The sequence below is a fragment of the Clostridium sp. MT-14 genome, assembly GCF_042436595.1.
In the GTDB taxonomy this organism is placed as follows: Bacteria; Bacillota; Clostridia; order Clostridiales; family Clostridiaceae; genus Clostridium_B; species Clostridium_B aromativorans.
This window is the reverse complement of record NZ_JBHMIY010000011.1, coordinates 1-17,154: the sequence shown is the minus strand read 5'-3', so window position 1 is coordinate 17,154 and position 17,154 is coordinate 1. Positions and strand designations below refer to the sequence as shown.

Annotated in this window: 16 protein-coding genes; 3 read left to right on the top strand and 13 right to left on the bottom strand. The window is 37.2% G+C overall.

Features of this window, described 5'->3' with window-relative positions; genetic code table 11:
- Nucleotides 1–63: 63 nt before the first annotated feature.
- Nucleotides 64–1,809: a cell wall-binding repeat-containing protein gene (locus ACFHWD_RS09725; RefSeq protein WP_378061598.1), complete on the bottom strand. Its 1,746-nt coding sequence runs from the start codon at nt 1,807–1,809 to the stop codon at nt 64–66.
- Between the two features lie 275 nt (nt 1,810–2,084).
- A complete protein-coding gene (locus ACFHWD_RS09720; RefSeq protein WP_229981963.1) occupies nt 2,085–2,957 on the bottom strand; it encodes an SLAP domain-containing protein in 873 nt (290 codons plus the stop codon).
- Nucleotides 2,958–3,217: 260 nt separating this feature from the next.
- On the opposite strand from ACFHWD_RS09720, the gene ACFHWD_RS09715 reads away from it, so the two are divergent.
- Nucleotides 3,218–4,969 (top strand): WG repeat-containing protein, encoded by a 1,752-nt coding sequence (locus ACFHWD_RS09715; RefSeq protein WP_378061595.1) that lies wholly within the window; start codon nt 3,218–3,220, stop codon nt 4,967–4,969.
- 93 nt (nt 4,970–5,062) lie between these two features.
- On the opposite strand, the gene ACFHWD_RS09710 is transcribed toward ACFHWD_RS09715, so the two are convergent.
- The 3 genes from ACFHWD_RS09710 to ACFHWD_RS09700 form a co-directional block, all read right to left on the bottom strand.
- Nucleotides 5,063–5,461 carry a hypothetical protein gene (locus ACFHWD_RS09710; protein ID WP_378061594.1) on the bottom strand — a complete coding sequence of 133 codons (399 nt, stop codon included), beginning with the start codon at nt 5,459–5,461 and terminating at the stop codon, nt 5,063–5,065.
- Between the two features lie 99 nt (nt 5,462–5,560).
- Entirely contained in the window at nt 5,561–6,721 is a 1,161-nt protein-coding gene (locus ACFHWD_RS09705; protein ID WP_378061592.1) for a TolC family protein, read from the bottom strand.
- 32 nt (nt 6,722–6,753) lie between these two features.
- The gene (locus tag ACFHWD_RS09700) at nt 6,754–7,890 is read right to left on the bottom strand and encodes a TolC family protein (RefSeq protein WP_378061590.1); all 1,137 of its coding nucleotides are present in this window, start codon (nt 7,888–7,890) and stop codon (nt 6,754–6,756) included.
- Nucleotides 7,891–8,129: 239 nt separating this feature from the next.
- Between ACFHWD_RS09700 and ACFHWD_RS09695 the strand changes: the two genes are divergently transcribed.
- Entirely contained in the window at nt 8,130–9,695 is a 1,566-nt protein-coding gene (locus ACFHWD_RS09695) for a cell wall-binding repeat-containing protein (protein WP_378061588.1), read from the top strand.
- A 109-nt stretch (nt 9,696–9,804) separates the two neighbouring features.
- Here ACFHWD_RS09695 and ACFHWD_RS09690 read toward each other — a convergent pair whose 3' ends face one another.
- The gene (locus ACFHWD_RS09690; RefSeq protein ID WP_378061586.1) at nt 9,805–10,500 is read right to left on the bottom strand and encodes a metallophosphoesterase family protein; all 696 of its coding nucleotides are present in this window, start codon (nt 10,498–10,500) and stop codon (nt 9,805–9,807) included.
- A gap of 110 nt (nt 10,501–10,610) precedes the next feature.
- On the opposite strand from ACFHWD_RS09690, the gene ACFHWD_RS09685 reads away from it, so the two are divergent.
- Nucleotides 10,611–11,567 (top strand): substrate-binding domain-containing protein, encoded by a 957-nt coding sequence (locus ACFHWD_RS09685; protein ID WP_378061584.1) that lies wholly within the window; start codon nt 10,611–10,613, stop codon nt 11,565–11,567.
- A gap of 137 nt (nt 11,568–11,704) precedes the next feature.
- Here ACFHWD_RS09685 and ACFHWD_RS09680 read toward each other — a convergent pair whose 3' ends face one another.
- The 7 genes from ACFHWD_RS09680 to ACFHWD_RS09650 form a co-directional block, all read right to left on the bottom strand.
- Nucleotides 11,705–12,763 (bottom strand): glycoside hydrolase family 130 protein, encoded by a 1,059-nt coding sequence (locus tag ACFHWD_RS09680; RefSeq protein WP_378061582.1) that lies wholly within the window; start codon nt 12,761–12,763, stop codon nt 11,705–11,707.
- Nucleotides 12,760–13,698: a DUF1861 family protein gene (locus tag ACFHWD_RS09675; RefSeq protein ID WP_378061580.1), complete on the bottom strand. Its 939-nt coding sequence runs from the start codon at nt 13,696–13,698 to the stop codon at nt 12,760–12,762. Before ACFHWD_RS09675 ends, ACFHWD_RS09680 begins: the two co-directional genes overlap by 4 nt.
- Before the next feature lie 92 nt (nt 13,699–13,790).
- The gene (locus ACFHWD_RS09670; RefSeq protein ID WP_378061578.1) at nt 13,791–14,453 is read right to left on the bottom strand and encodes an MgtC/SapB family protein; all 663 of its coding nucleotides are present in this window, start codon (nt 14,451–14,453) and stop codon (nt 13,791–13,793) included.
- A 128-nt stretch (nt 14,454–14,581) separates the two neighbouring features.
- A complete protein-coding gene (gene hsp18, locus ACFHWD_RS09665; protein WP_378061576.1) occupies nt 14,582–15,025 on the bottom strand; it encodes a heat shock protein Hsp18 in 444 nt (147 codons plus the stop codon).
- A gap of 282 nt (nt 15,026–15,307) precedes the next feature.
- Nucleotides 15,308–16,150 (bottom strand): dimethylarginine dimethylaminohydrolase family protein, encoded by an 843-nt coding sequence (locus tag ACFHWD_RS09660; protein ID WP_378061713.1) that lies wholly within the window; start codon nt 16,148–16,150, stop codon nt 15,308–15,310.
- A 240-nt stretch (nt 16,151–16,390) separates the two neighbouring features.
- Complete coding sequence (locus ACFHWD_RS09655) at nt 16,391–16,834, bottom strand: hypothetical protein (protein WP_378061574.1); 444 nt, start codon at nt 16,832–16,834, stop codon at nt 16,391–16,393.
- A gap of 106 nt (nt 16,835–16,940) precedes the next feature.
- On the bottom strand, nt 16,941–17,154 hold a 214-nt coding region (locus tag ACFHWD_RS09650; RefSeq protein ID WP_378061572.1), incomplete at its 5' end, for a hypothetical protein.

The window sequence follows — 17,154 nt, the reverse complement described above, 5'->3', positions numbered from 1 at the left end:
GCTAACAAAACTCAGGGGATTGGCCTGAGTTCTGCACTATAGCGTTTAAGTTTTACTTCGTTTTTATTTTATTGTAACATTAACATAACTATTACCAGCTACATTAACTGTGTATGTTCCAGTAAGATCATAAGTTCCATCCGGTAACAATACTTTCTCTACCAAATCACTTGCAGCATCTTTTGGTGCTAAAGAAGAATCAAATAAAACTGTGCTTCCCTTTTTAATGTTATTTACTCTAGATCCTAAAACACTAAGCTCTAATGAATCAGGTGCATTGCCATTATTAACAAAATAGTATTCTATTTTGTTAATAAGATCCTCTCTGAACTCATCGTATGCATAAGAAGCAGAATTTTTAGTTTCTATTTCAGTTACTATGGCATCTGACTTAAGTTTACCTGTAGAATCAATATATCTCGATCCCAATTTAGCTAAGAAATTATTTAAATGTTCACCGCCTATAAGAATATTTTTACTATTAATTATATCCAATTTAGACTGTATTTTAGAAATATCATCCTCTATTTGCGTTTCGTTCCAAGTGCCATCTGCATTTTTATACCTTGTTTCAGCATCCGTAGATATTCCCTTAGGAGTATTTATACCAGCTTTCTTCAATTGTACAGTTATAACACTATCATTATAACCACTATCGCCATCTTTTAAAATTCTAAAATACTGGCTGTTGTTTATGCTGTCTACAATGTCTTTATAAGAATAATTACTTTGTATTGTGGATGCAAGGTTAGTTTCAGTGCTTCCACCGCCGCCACCGCCGTTAGATGCTTTGCCAAAGGCGTCTTTGATCTCGTCAGCCAGTGAATCGGATATGTTGCCTGTTCCGCCCAGTACTGTAAGAGTACTGTTCTTAGGTACATTTTCATCAAGAAAATCTTTTGTAGAAGAACTCAGTGTATATCCTGTTATTATAAGAGGATTCTTGTTCTTTGCTGCCAGTGCACTGCCTGTAAGGGCATCTGCAAATTCATTACCTATAGGTCCCTTGCCAAGAGCTGCATAGATATTGCCAAAATTAAAGCTTGATACAAACTCCTTAAGTACAGCTGTATTGGTTTCGTACCTGTCGGCTCCTCCAAGTCTCTTTGGTGAAGTAAACAGATTTTTAACGGAATCACTCACAGATCCAGTTCCACCAATTACATAAGTTTCAGTTATACTTGAATTTGCTTTCAGATAATTTGCTTCAGCATCAGGAAGGCTGTTTTGCTTCGTCAAAAGTATCGGCATACCATTTATAGCTGCAGAAGGGCCTGCCGACAGTGCATCCGCAAAACCTTCACCACTTGCTACAACTGCTTTTACCGGCTTTGTCTTAAGAGCCTCTGCTATTCTTACAGAAGTTTCATACCTATCTTGTCCACCTAATCTTTGAACATCCTGAACATCTGGGACCTGAGCTTTTATCTCATTTAGAACACTTTCAGGAACCACGCCTGTACCACCTACTACAATTACATGATTTACATTCAAATCTTTTAATTGATTCAATGCATTCTGATTCAAACTGTTTCCGGCAGTCAAAAGTATAGGTGCGTTCTTTTCCTTCGCAAGTGGTGCTGCACAAAGTGCATCTGCATAGCCTTCACCGTTTGCCACTATTGCATAATCTGAAGAAGTCCATCCATCCTGTGCAACCTTTGCAGCTGTCTCATATCTATCCTGACCTCCAAGTCTGTTTACCCTGCTGGATGAATCAGCTTTTACAGTTGATGGTAATGCTGTCCCTGCAATTAACAAGGTTGCCACACCACAAACCGATAAAACTTTCTTGCCATTTTTTTGCATATGTATTACCTCCATTCATATTTAATTAAGAACTTAAAATAAACAAACGTCTCATTTAATTTATACCCCTGTTGTTAACAAATTTGACACATCTATATTATACTATTAAAATAAATAATTTCCAATAGCTCATGACTCATTTGCTATAAGTCCTCTTATTATTTAGTATTCGTCTGTAATCCAAATTTTTTTAGACATTATCTGAAATTCACAAAAAAAATATGGAATTAACTTTTTCAACTAAAGCAATTCCATAGTCCTAACATATTTACAAATTATATTCTCTTTATATTTTTGCCGCCATTTATATTTACCAGTTTATAAATCACCGACCACCCATCCAGAGCTTGATCATATTCTGGATGAACATCTGTCGGAAATGCAAAGTTACACAATTTAGCTCTATAGGGGCTCACTGTGAAATCCTTCAAATTGAAGTCCTGTGATTTTACCGCCCGCTTGTTTTTATCAAGCACGGTCATAGGCATTTTATTGATGGTAATCGGCTTGTTTGTAGCATTTCTCATAACTGTCGTTATAAGTATGTTCCCATTTGTCTGAAGTCCTATACTGAAAGTAGATATACTGAATTCTCCCTCTTCCATTTCAGGAAGCTCATCCAGAAACTTATCGAAAACAAGCTTGTCCTTAACGGATATTCCTTCAGGCAGTCCTTCATATCTCGGTCTCACTTTTGAAGTTATGTTGAATTCACCATTCAATACAATCTTCCAGTCATCTGCAGGTATCTTATCCACTTTAAGATTTTTCTTTTCAAAATAAAGCTTTACAGGTCTGGCAGAATGAGGGGGCAGTTTTCCCAGTGACGAGAGGTTGAAGGTCTGGGATGCCAGAGTTTCTCCCTTAGAATTTACAATCAGAAAAGGTATTTTCTGCAGATTCAAATTAGTGGAAAGTCCGTTTCTCACATAGACCTTAACTTCGACCTTATCTCCCAGATCATAGGCATATACACCTGACACGTTGAGCTCCCCTTCCTTTATAGGCGGCAGCTCCCTTATCTCATCTATAAAAATTTCTTTTTGTACATCTGAAACTACATTTTCCTCTTCATCCAAAAGTGAAAGCACAGTAGAAACATATTCTTTTTTGTTATTTTTTTTGCCATCTTGTGTTTTCTTTACCATATTAAACCTCCAAAATTCTTTATAATAGCTCATTTATCCACAATACAACTATTGATTATCTTAACTTAATATATCATAAGGATTTTATAAAATCAAATATATATAAGTGCAGAGTTACTAGTATATAGCCAAAAGTTTCAAGTTTACTTTTTATTAACTTTTTCCCGGGTAAAATTTCAGATTATAAGCCAAAAATATAGTTATTCATTTCTATTGATGGTATAATAATCTAAAAAATATATAATAGGAGGGTAAGGGGTTTGCAGAAGTATTTTAAAAGATATTTTGGATTAGCACTGGTTTTCTTATTCACTTTCAGCAGTACATTCATATGGAATTCACCAAAAGTTGGTGCATCAGCCGGAAAATACACAGTTTCAGATTCGGACATAACTGCAGACAATATATATTCATTTCAAAATGGCCTGGTCAAATTTCAGAGCGGCAGTTTATACGGGTTAATGGATAAAAATGGCACAGTAAAAACAAAACCTGAATTTACTTCCATCGGCTCTTTCAAAAACGGCTGCGCAAAAGTTTCCAAAGGTACAAAGTTCGGCTTTGTAGATGAAAATGGGACAGTTATAGTACAACCTCAGTATGAAGATGCAGGAGATTTTTCTGAAGACGGTCTGGCGGCAGTGAGCGCAAATTCAAAGTGGGGATTTATAAACACCAGAGGCAGTGTCGTCACAGAGCCCCAATTTGATGTAATATATGGTTTTCAGCAGGGTTTCGCAAAAGTGAGAAAAGATGGAAAATATGGATTTGTAGATGCTCATGGAAATATATTCCTGGATTGCAAGTACGACAATGCCTATGATTTTCAGGAGGGCTATGCTGCTGTAAAGTTGAATAACTCCTGGAGTCTGGTAGACACCCAGGGTAATTTCAAAGCTTTCAACTTCGACGAGATAAAATCACCTATACTGGGACTCGTACCTGTAAAATCCGGGGGCAAATGGGGTCTCTCCGATATGAACAGCAAAATAGTACTGGAACCCAAATACAAGGACATATTCTATCTGAATAATAATCTGATAAAAGTGTCCAGCGGTGATAAATACGGACTCATCGATAAAAACGGCCGCCTGATCCTCGATACGGGCTACGACAGCATCACATCTATAGGCAGCGGTTTCTCTCAAATAGTCAGATCTGGAAAATGCGGCATTGTAGATGCCTCCGGAAAAATAGTCCTTCAGCCGCAGCTGGACTGGATAGACAATTATAAGGAAGGAAAAGCCATTATAACATCCAATGGAAGATACGGATTTGTAAATTCATCGGGAGAAATAAAATACCTGTCCCAGTTTGACAAAATATATGCTTTCAGTGAAGGACTTGCCAGAGTTCAAAAGGGGGAAAAATGGGGTTTTATAAACAGCAATGGAGATATCGTGATAGATACCATATTTGACAATGCCCTGGATTTTAATGAAGGCTATGCAGCGGTGAAAAAAAATACAGGCTCTTCAAATATTGAGGATTCAGGGGACACAGATTTCAGTAAGAAATATATAAAATGGGGCTATATTGACAGACTGGGATCTACTTTTATATCCTATGATTTTGACAATGCTTCATCCTTTAATGACGGCACTGCCGCAGTTTTAAAGGACAATAAATGCAGCATCATAAAGAATTCAGATGTAAAATTAATGACAGCTCTTACTACAAAAGATCCACTTAAAACCTGGAGAATAAAATTCAGCAAGCCAATTGACGACAAGACAGTCAAAAATGAAGATGACGATACCGTGATAAATGACATAGACATGACAATGACAGACAATATCAAGGTGACAGACAGCAGCGGGAAATACGTAAATGCTTCATTCAAACTGGAGGATCCAAAAACCATAGCAGTAAACCCACCCTATGATGGATATGAGACCTCCCATAATTATACCATCACCATATTGAACAACAATAAATACACTATAAGAGATAAAGACGGAAACACCTTAAAACCTTCTATTATAAAAATACCTTTTTCAGTTAAAAATTAAAAGTGCATAGTTAATAATCAGGGTTGATTTTCGGCATTTGTCGGAAATCCTCCTCGCTTTTAACTATACACCATCCATTTTTTAACCGCTGAATCATTTCACGGTTATATTTGCTATGTTTTTATTATCCCTTACTGCCATTACACTGACCTGCATATTTTTATACTTCTTTTTTAAATCATTGGCATATTTTTGTGCCAGATCCTTAGCCTCTTTATCACTCACACCACTTTTAATTACCATAGTCGCTATAGCCCTGTTGCTCTGCACATATACTTTTCCATTCAGTATAGGCTTTTCTTTCTTAAGCTGCGCAGTTTTGTCTGCATCCTCAGTAATTTTAGGTCCTTTTGTATTTTTAGAAGTCTGTGTAGTTTTTTTGGTATTGTCACTTTGCTGTCCAGAGTTATTTCCAAAAGAACAAGCTGCAAAAGATACAATCAGCATCATAATAACTGCAGTAATTCCCAGTGATTTAATCTTTCCTCTCATCAAATTATCTCTCCTATACAACTATAATTGATTTACAGATTATATTCTATCATACCTGCTGCAATTTAACAGCTGTCCTTTAAGTTATTCATAAAAAATTTACTTGGAAAGATTGTATTGGAACTGCTCTGAAGCTATCATGTAATTGTCCTGGGCACTCTTTAAACTTATCTTTTCACTTTGAAGTGCAAGAGCGGCAGAATCAAGATCCACTTCAGTGAGTACCCCTGCTTTAACCTTGGTCAAAGTGTTGTCATAATTCATCTGTGCATTTTCAACCTTTATATTTTCCGTATTCACCAGATCCTCACTGTTTTTCAAAGAATAATAACTGTTCCACAAATTGACTTTAAGATTGAGCTGTGTACTGTAAAGACTGTTCTGGAGGTTCTGTATGCTGAGTCCGGTATTCACTTCTCCTGTGGCGTCATTGTAGGAATACTGCTTGTATATATCTTCCTGAATTTTAAGTATGGCAATATTATTAGTTATCTTTGCCATATCATAGGAATTGTTCACTGCATTGTCAATTTTTGACTGGATACTGCTGTCATCAAATTTTACAAACTGCTTTGATGCAGGCAGAACTAGATTTACATCAGTATTCAAATCCATATTTATGATCTGTTTTATATTGAGTTCAGACTGCTGAAGCTGGGATTTGGGAGTATTGAGAGAGGCCTCCAACTGGCTCTTTTGAACCTGAAGAGACTGAAGGGCATCATTTGTGAGCTGGCCCTGCTGTATCTTAGCCTCTGTCTGTGCAATCTTCTTATCCACATTTGCTATCTGGGCATTTATAGTAGTTATCTGATCCCGGGCATTTATGGCATTTAGATATTGCTGCTCTGCGGAAAACTTCAAATTCTGCAGTGTATCGTCCCTGTCATGCTTGGCATCTTTGATATTCTGTTCATCCTGCTTCGGTACTACATCTATTGCAATTTTTACAGCTGCATACTGACCTGCCGGATAATTGACAGGACTTTTATCAGCATTGAGCATTGCATTTTGATGGTCCCGGTCAAATTGTCTCTGATAGAGAAGTATTTTCTGATCGTACATGTTAATTTCCATATTATTCTTTTCTATGCTGCTTAATACCTGATCTAGGGTAAGGGTTGTACTTGCCGTATCTGAAGTGCTGACTGCAGCCGTGGTATCAGCAGGAACTGCAGCACTGCTAGTTTCTGCAAAACAAGTGCTTCCCACACTGAATAACATAGCAAGTCCAACTATGACGCTTAACTTTTTTTTCAACTTTTTTTCCCCCCTGCATAATTTAATTTATATCAATTGCTGAGCTTTGACGTGTCATCTCCAACACCGCAGGCCAGATTCAATTTAAGCTGTGCCATCCATATATCCCTTTGAAAGGATTTCAAATCATTCTGCGCTGCCTTTAAATCGCTTGCCTGAACATCAAAATCCACTTTGCTCATCACACCTGCATTATATTTGACTCTGGCAACATTATAATTTCTCTGCGCCAGATTAAAAGCATCTTTTTTGGAATCAAGCATCTTGGACTTGTTTTGTAAATCACTATACAGACTGTTTATTTCAACAGGTATATTTATTTCAGCAATGTCAAGTGCATCCTGTGCCTGATTTACACCATACTGCCCAATCTGGTTCATAGTGTCATACTTAGAGGGAAACACTCCCTTTATAATATTGTATTCAAATTTTTTCAGATTTACATTTTCCTGTGCATTTAAAATTTCCGCCCTGTTTTTCAGCGCATCACTTACATAGTCATCATAATTTCTTATGTAAGGCGACTCTGTGATCTTATCCCTGAGAAGCACATCGTACTTCGTATATATGTCCCTGTCCAAAATCTGATTTATTTTCATAACTGCAAGATCATATTGTCTCTGGGCCTTATTCAGATTTAAATTTTCACTGTAGTAATCTGCCTCTGCCTGTTTTACATCTGCCGGGGAAGCCGTTCCCAGCTTTAGTTTCAATTGTGAAATATTATATTGATCTTTGGCACTTTGAAATTTTTGCTTTTCGAGGTCAAGTGCATCCTTAAAATCCATAAGGGCCGTGTATTGGGTGTAAGCGGACAATTTCACCTGATTTTCAGCAACTTTGCCCATATTAGAATATTTATAAATAGAAAATTTAGCTTCTGCCGGAGGATTTGCTATGCCCTGCAGAAGTGTAAGCCTGGTATATCTATCCAAATTGTCTCCGCCCTCATCCAGCTGATCTCCATAGTTAGCAGCATTTTTAACTGCCTGATTGTACGAATTTTGAGCCTGCTGTGTTGAAATATCAGCACTTTTCACTTCATAAGACTCTTTTACCGCAGCATCAATGGCAGCATCAATATCCAGGGTATTTCCCTGGGCAAAAACTGAGGTGCCTGTACAAAATATAATTATAACCGCTGCAGCAAATATTTTTATTTTGTTCATATTTTCCCCCTTTCACACACTACAGTAATTTCTCATTCTTGCGGTATTCCAAGCAACTATCCGTATTACCAATATCTTACCAGTGAACTAATTTTACCATAATTACATATACATTTCCATAGATACAGCTATAATTTTACATGATATCAAGTGTAAATTTCATGTTTTCCCTATATAGTTTTTCCCATATTTGTGCTAAACTTTAGGTATATACTTTTAAGGGAGGGAAAATACATATAATGAAAAAAATAGTAGGATTAGCTGTAAGTCTAACCATGTTATTCTGTACCGCAGCTCCAGCCTACGCCAAGACTACGTACAATGTAACAAGACTTGCAGGTACTGACAGATACGCAACATCTATAAAAATTGCATCTAGTTTTAAAACCGGAAATCTTCAAAACATAATACTTGCAAGCGGGAAAGATTTCCCGGATGCTCTAAGCGGCAGCGTTTTATCAAAAAAATACAACGCTCCCATACTCTTACTGAACGACAGCATAGATAACAATTCAGATGTCTTCGAATATATAAAGGATCATTTGAATTCTTCCGGAAACATCTATGTTCTCGGGGGCGATTCATCCATAAGCGAGGACATTTTAGATCATATTAAGGAAATGGGTTATGAAAATGCCAATTTTACAAGACTGGGCGGATCCAACAGATTTGACACCAACAAATATATAATCAATTCACTGAAAGTTTCAACCGGAACTCCAATAGTTCTGGCAAATGGATGGGGTTTTCCTGATGCCTTGAGCATATCCAGCATAGCTGCTTCAAAGGGATATCCTATATTCATGGTAAATACAGACAGCCTGCCTTCAGAGACCAGGGATCTGATTTCATCTATAGAACCATCCAGAGTGTACGTGATTGGCGGACAAGCTTCTGTATCTGAAACCGTCGTAGATGAGTTAAAATCCCAGCTGCCGTATCTAAATGATGACAATATAGAAAGACTAGGCGGAGCTACAAGATATGATACATCCATGAGCATATGCAAAAACTTCAGCTTCGACTCAAATACAGCAATACTTGCAAATGGAAAAAACTTTCCCGATGCACTTTCCGGGAGCGCACTGGCCGCCAAATTGAATGCACCTATAATTTTAACCGATGGAAGCGATATATCAAACCAAAAAAGTTTTATAGATGAGAAAAATTACAGGAACATATACCTTCTCGGAGGATTGGGTTCTGTAGATTTACCTGTGGAATACCTTTTAAAATCTCCATCGGCAGTGCCGCAGTCTGAAAAAGATTATGTAAATAATTTAAAAGATTATTGTGAATCCTATGAAAATGAGACTTACAATACTGCAGACGAACTAAATCAAACCTATACCAATGCCACAAATACAATGTCAGAGCTAGATTCCGCCAGCAGTGCCGAGGAGATGCAGCAGTATCTTGATCAGATGATCCAGGTGCTTACCACCGGAAGTTCGTATCTTACAACTTATAAAAATAACCTGACAACATTTAGAGATGATGTATCCAAGTTATCCGTTCCGGAAGGCCTGGAACCCCTAAACAAACAGTATATAGACAGCATAAATAAACAGATAAATGCTGTAAATCAATCCATAGGCTATACAAACAGCTGCATAGAAATACTGGATTCCATTAAAGATGGAATAGCTGAAAAGGATCAAAACAAAATAGAGACGGGATCGCAGAAATTACAGAACTTAAGCAATGAAATGAACGATATTGCAGATGTTCAAAACAGCAACAGCGGAATATACGATCTATATGTAAGACTCACAGATGCCCTGAACAACTTGAATAAGGAGTAACCTTTAACAGAAAGTTCAGAGTACAAAAAACAAATATCAGATCTAGCTGGTTTTCGGCATATGCCGAAAACCTTTATCATTTCATATTTAAACTTTGAACTTTTTGAATTTATTCCATTCCGGTTCTTATGTTGTCAATGCAGGCTTTTATTATGCCCTTCTGCTCCATGGCAGCTGCAGTTTTCTCATAATCATAGGTAAACTCCACCAGTTCTGCATATACACCACCGTCTTTTACATCCATGAGCACATAAGTGCCATTGGGCCTGCCTATCTTGGGCTTTCCGATACTGCCGTCATTTATAAGTATTTTAGAACCGTATCTGCTTTCACAGGGTATATGTGTGTGTGCACACACAAGCACATCTCCTGCAAAAGTCTCCATGACTTCCGATGCTTCTCTTGAATTTTCCAGAAGATATTCATTTATGGATCTGGTGCTTCCATGTACAAAACAGATTTTTTTATCCAAAAACTGAAGATCTATTTCCCCCGGAAGTGATTTCAAATAGGCCCTGTTTTCCTCCTTAAGTTCACCAGCTGTCCAGGGCATGCAGAATTCATTGATCCTGTTGTTTCTTATGTAGTTGAACTTTTTTTCCAGCACCGCTGCATCGTAGTTGCCCAGTATGTTTAATATACGCTTTTCTCTTATAAATTCCACAACTTCATTGGGATAAGGACCATAGCCCACCAAATCTCCAAGGCATATTACAGTATCCGCCTTCCTTTTTTCTATATTGGAAAAAGCCTCCCTGAGTGCCTCCAGATTTCCGTGTATATCAGAAATAATTGCTATTTTCATATTGTTTCACTCCTTGTCATAATTTATTTTAACACAGTTTCTAATATCAATTTGTATTTCTAAAAAATATGTACTAAAATTATCGTTAGAATAGTATGAGGAGGAATATTATGTCAGGAAACACTGCTTTAACTCCGCAGGAAGTCGCAGATATGTTGAAAATAGCCAAGAACACAGTATACGAATTGATAAAAAGAGGGGAGTTAAAAGGTTATAAAGTAGGTAAAAAAATCAGAGTGGATACGAGAGATGTGGAGGAATATAAAAACAGGAAAAAGAATACTGGCAGGCGGCAAACAAATACGCGCAAAAAGGACAATTCTTCACTTTTAGATATTCTTTACCCGGGAAATACCAGAGAGGATGATTTTGTAATCTGCGGTCAGGATATGCTTTTGGATATACTGTCCCGTTATATAGAGATGTACTATCCTGAAACCAGGACATTTCGTTCATATGTTGGAAGTTACAAGGGATTACTGGGGCTTTACATGGGAAAAGTACAGGTAGCTACCGCCCATTTATGGGATGGAGATTCCGGGAAATACAATATACCTTTTGTAAGGAGGCTGATTCCCGGTATTCCCACCGTTATAATCCACCTGGCCTGCCGCATGGAAGGTTTTTATGTTGCGAAGGGCAATCCTAAAAATATTCACAGTTGGGAAGATTTTAAAAGACCGGATATCAATTTAATAAACAGGGAAAAGGGATGCGGCGTCAGAATACTCCTGGATGAGCACCTAAGGCTGCTCAATATAAAGGGCAAAAACATATCAGGCTACAACAGGGAATGTCTTTCCCACCTTGCCGTAGCCAGCACCGTGGCCAGGGGAGAAGCAGATGTCGGCATTGGAAATGAAAAAACCAGCCTTCAAATTCAAAACATAGATTTTATACCACTTCAAAAAGAGAGATATGAACTTGTCATAAAAAAAGATGACATGGATAATCCTCCTTTTAACTCAATAACCAAAATACTCAAGTCGGATAAATTCAAGCAGGAGCTTGCAGGTATAGGAGGCTATGATCTTTCAGAAACGGGCAATATCACAGCAGAACTTTAGGCAATGCACAATTGACAATTCACAGTTTACAATTTATTTACAATTTATTTACAACCCCCGGCAACAGCTTGAGCTGCAGGAGCAGCCTGGCCGGGGATAACCTGACCGGGGGGATAGCCACCCAGCCACCCTTGATCTTAGCCAAGGGTGCTTAAGATATCTTCTAATGCTGCAGCTGCAAGCCCAATGGAATTATCCGATATACCATAATATATATACAATTTTTCATGTTTTTTTACTGCACCACAGGGAAAAATCACATTTGAAAAAAACCCACCTGTTTCATAATCCATCCTGGGATCAAGAAGCGGTTCCTCACTGCGGGCAATAATTTTTGAAGGGCAGTGGATATCGAGCAGAAGAGCTCCCATGCTGTAATGTCCCTGATCATCCACCCCGTGATACAATTCCAGCCAGCCCCCATCTGTTTTGACAGGAGGTATCCCGGCACCTATTTTTTCAGAATCCCAGTGACCCTTTCTAGTACATGCCAATACTCTGTGATTCCCCCAATGGAGAAGATCATAGGATTCAGATATCCAGATGACAGGATCACCTGTACTTTTTGATACGGGCCTGTTCAGTGCAAAGTACCTGCCATTTATTTTTTCAGGAAAAATCACTACATCCTTGTTTTCCGTTTCAAAAATGTTCCCGAGCTTCTTATAATTCTTAAAATCAGAAGTTACGGCCAGACCAGTTACAATTCCATATTGTGATACTGAACTGTAGGTTATAAAATAGCTGCCGTCTATCTCAGTTATTCTCGGATCCTCGATACCAAAGCTTTCATATTTGTTTTCCGGAAATATGAAAGGTTTGTCCTCTATTTTAAAATTCACTCCATCCGTACTTCTGGCGAGCCTTACATGGGACATGGAAGTGAGATACATAAAATCACAGCAACTGCCTTTCCCTTTAATTACCCTGGAATCACTGAAGTCATATCTGCCATCTTCCCTATCCAGATCTACAGTTTTCAGAGCAGCACTCTGCCCGTCTATAAACGGAATTTTTATATGCCCATCATTATTGTCCTTAAATCTCTCCGCAACCCTCATGGCAAGTACTATTTCACCTTTATAGAGGGCCGCACCAGGATTGAACACACCTATGACTTCAAAATCCCTGCTGGAGGGAACAACATCTTTACAGGTTACGATGGGATTAAATTTACACCTTTTTATATTCATCATGACACTTCTCCTTTTTTACGCATATATTCATAAAAAGGATTATCTATCTCGAGAGTCTGGGCTTCAATATCGCTTATTCCGGCATACAACACCGCTTTTTTATCTTTAAATTCAAGCCCCCCGCTAAATACAACATCGTACAAACTTCCGTCCTTACTTGGTCCAGGCAAAAAATCCTCCCTGGTTGCAATTATTTTTACATCCTTGTATCTCATAGAATTCATATCCAATACAAAAGTCATGGAATAATAATGCTTCATCCCGTCCTCATCCATTTTAGCTATATGTCCCAGTAATCCAATGTTATTTTCATCAATAGGATATATACTGTTTATTCCGCCCCACTCATCATCATGTAAGAAGTCATTCAAAATTGGAGCATCCTCAATAACTCCCATACTCAGATCATTCAATCTCCTGATTTTTGTAAAACCTATTTTTCCCTTTCCTCCCTTGGCTCCCTGTGGACGTGTCAAAACTCCTATACTTCCATCCTTGAGCTCAGCTATACGCAAATCCTTCATACCGTCAGGGCCTACAAAAAAAAGCTTCAGATGAAAAATATCCTTTCCCTTATACATTATGGTTCTCCATATAAGATTATAAGGGTTATTTATACTGTTAAACACTTCTACGCCGCCTATCACCAGCTCATCGCCTATCTTGGTGAAAAAAGGATCTTCCAATTCCATAATAGGTGATTCAACTACATGACACCAGGCGTCCTTATATTTTTCAAAAAACAATACCATGGAATCTCTTCCCATTTTGGACTCAACTCTTCCAGCTATTACAATCCTTCCATTATTTAAAAAAGGAGCTGTTATATTATACACATCTTTGTTAAATATTCCTATGAATTTCACTCTTTTTGCCGCTTTTTTTGTCTTTATAGTCTTATGTTCCTTTAATAGCTCATCACAATTAATAATCATATATTTTACACCTTCTCCATCCAACCGGCATATAAAATGGCAACACCCGTCTTAATAATTATTATTACTTTCTCCTATATTCTACTACTATATCATTCTATATTCACGTTTTTTACATAAGGTATTTTTAAAAGACTTACCATAATTTTTTTTGTTTCATTTTGATTCTTGGTATAAATTCTGAAGGTAAGCCTTACCTCCAAATTCTTGTCAGTTTTGTTGTAATGCCTATTCACTTGAATGCCGGATATTTTTATTTTTGAATTTTTCAAAGCATCCAGTGCAGGATTGATCCCATCCGGTGAAAGATCTGCCCTGCCCATAGAATAAGAGACAGTCTTCTTAAATTTATTGAATATTTCAAGTGCCACGAGAATGAGCAAAGTAGCACTTATACCGGGAATATACATACCTGCACCAATTGCTATGCCAATTCCAGCTGTAGCCCACAATCCAGCCGCAGTAGTCAGCCCTCTTACAAATTGATGCTCCACTATTATAGTACCAGCCCCGAGAAATCCAATCCCGCTCACTACCTGGGCAGCTATTCTGCTCGGATCCACCGATATGGCATTCGTATACAGCAGATCCGTAAAACCATACTTGGACACTAACATGATAAGGGCACTGCCCACTGCTACAACAAAATGCGTCCTGAGTCCTGCTTCCTTGAAGTGACTTCTTCTTTCAAAACCTATTAAACCTCCCAGCACTCCCGAAAGAACCAACCTAATTATCATTTCCCACTGACTCATAAAATTTCCTCCTGTACTCACACAAAAAATCCGAAAAACAGATTTCCAATTAATTATTATACTTTTATAGTATTTAATTATAACATAAAATGGCACTGTGAAATAATCACAGTGCCAAAGCAATTAGTTTAGTTAATGTCAATTCTCTTTCCTCTGTTCTTGTGCTTTTCGGACTTTGGAAGATCTACTTTCAAAACTCCATCTTTAAAAGAAGCGCTGATTTTCTTGTCATCTACATTGTCAATATAAAAACTTCTTTTGAATTCTCCATAACTTCTTTCACGCCTTACAAAATCCTCTCTCTTATCCTCCCTGGAATCTTCTCTCTTTGCAGATATAGTCAGATAATTATTTTCAAAACCCAAATCTATAGAATCTTTATTCATTCCCGGAAGATCTGCTTCAACTACATAGGAGTCATCATTTTCTTTAAGATCAACCTTAAAATCCCTACCAAAACCATTCAATCCAGCAGGTAAAAAATCATGGTTGAAAAAGGATCTCATGAATTTTTCAAATTCATCACCCCTGCTTAAAGAATTATCTCTTCTAAATGGAATCATATCAAACATAATACACAACCTCCTAAATTATCATAAATTGCTGTTTTCAATTATCTCATTGTCTGTCAATCCTTATTACAGTTACTATAATACAATAAAGGTCAAAGAAAGTCAAAGTCTAAAAAATACAGCTTTGACTTGCAACCAGCAGTCATCAATAGTAACAGCTATATATTTTAGTATAAACATTATATTAAAATATAAACTGTATATATGATGTTTTTTATGATAGTCACTAGAAAAATTGAAAAAAATTTTTAAATTTTATACAAATAACAGCCCTTGAATGTATTATGCTCTGCTCAAAGGAAAAGTCATACAGTGTATTCCTCCGCCGTGCTTAAACATTTCGCTTATATGAGTCTCTATTACTTCAATTCCATAGGATCTCAGAGCACTGTTGACTTCTCTATTATCCCTGAAGGACACTACTTTTTCATTTCCCAGTGCCTGAAGGTTGCAGTGGCATTTCAGCAAATTTTCTCTATCCACTTCTATGAATTTGAAATTTCTGTCCTTCAATATGTTCAGAAATTCATCTGGAAGGACTTCACTGCATATTACAGCAAGCTTTTCCGCCACTATGTTAAAGCACATATCCAGATGAAGACATTTTTCAGGAGATTTAACGGATATTATTTCATAACCATATCTACTTCCTATCTGCTTCCTTATTTCATCAATTCCTGTCTCATCAGTACGCTCCAATATGCCTATGGCCATGGTCTTATCGTCCAGCATCCAGAAGTCGCCGCCCTCAAAATGTCCTCTGCTGCACCTTGCAATACATGGAATTTCAAGTTCCTTCATTTTCTTTTCGTAGGCTTCTGTCTCGCCCTCCCTGAGATGTATTCTAAAATTCCCCAGTATATAACCTTCTTTTACGCAGGCGCCAAAATCCCTGGCAAATACCTGATCATGCAAATTGCGATTCGGTGTCATTAAAACCACTTCGACTCCATTTGACCTATACGCCTCAACCAGTTCATCATGTTCCTTCATGCAAAGCTCACTGTTTATTTTAGCCTTATTGCCATTTCTACCTGCATTTTCCTTTAAATATGCATAGGTAGGAGGGCACATAAGTACTTTTTTCAAAGATGCAGTCGAGTTTCTTACAAAACATCTGTCCACTTTTGTATTCACCTTTGTTTCCTCCTTATGATCATAGAGTTTTCTATATTTTATATTACCCCGTTATGTTATATATTATCAAATGATTCCTATGTCAAAGTGCAGCCTTGGCCCAAAGTACATTAAAAATAATTTTTCAGCCTTTCATTTTCTTTCCTATATTCACTCCTAAGATTTTTCACTGCAGAATCATACTCTCCCCGTGTACAAGCACCTTCTTTAAGATCCCTATTCAGCTGATTAATCCTCCTCAATATTCCTCTCATTGCTTTGCTTTTTAAATTCAAACACCTCCCTTTCTCTAGCAAGTTTTGCTTGAAATTCCATATCCCTTCTTTTTTCATCTTCATATAAATCAATTGCACTTTTCTTACTAAAAACCCTGCCATTTTTTAAATATGATATAAGTTTTTTAAGAATTTCTTCATTCTGATATTCTTCTGTCACTTCACATTCATTTTCCAAAAAAAATGAATTATTTTTGTATCTGTTCTCCAGTTCATTTATTTTTTCTGAAAATTTTCCGGTTAGATCATTCTTTCCGCTTTCAATTTCTCTGGAACGTTCGCCGCTTGATTCTTTCCACTTCATGTCTTTTTCTCTTTTTACACCATCAATACGCTTATTTTTCTCCTCAATTAAACTGTTAATTTCTCTGGTGTTACTATCAATTTTTTGCACCATTCCAACAACATCAGACTCTTTATCTATTTTTTTATAATAATATCTTTTCTATCACATAATGCTTTATAGGAATCACTGCAGCGTTTTACTCTGGCTTCTACGCTTTTTAAACGAACTCTATATTTCCACGGAAACACAATATTCCAAGGACAAAAGCCGCAGTGCCAATCCAATGAGACAATCCCAAAACTATATTGACAAGAAACCCTCCAATAAAAGATATAATTACTATAGAACTCACCCATTTATAGAATTCATCAGATAAAATCACAGAACGTGAACTACCACCACTTATAGAAGTGGATGGCTTCTTAGTCAAT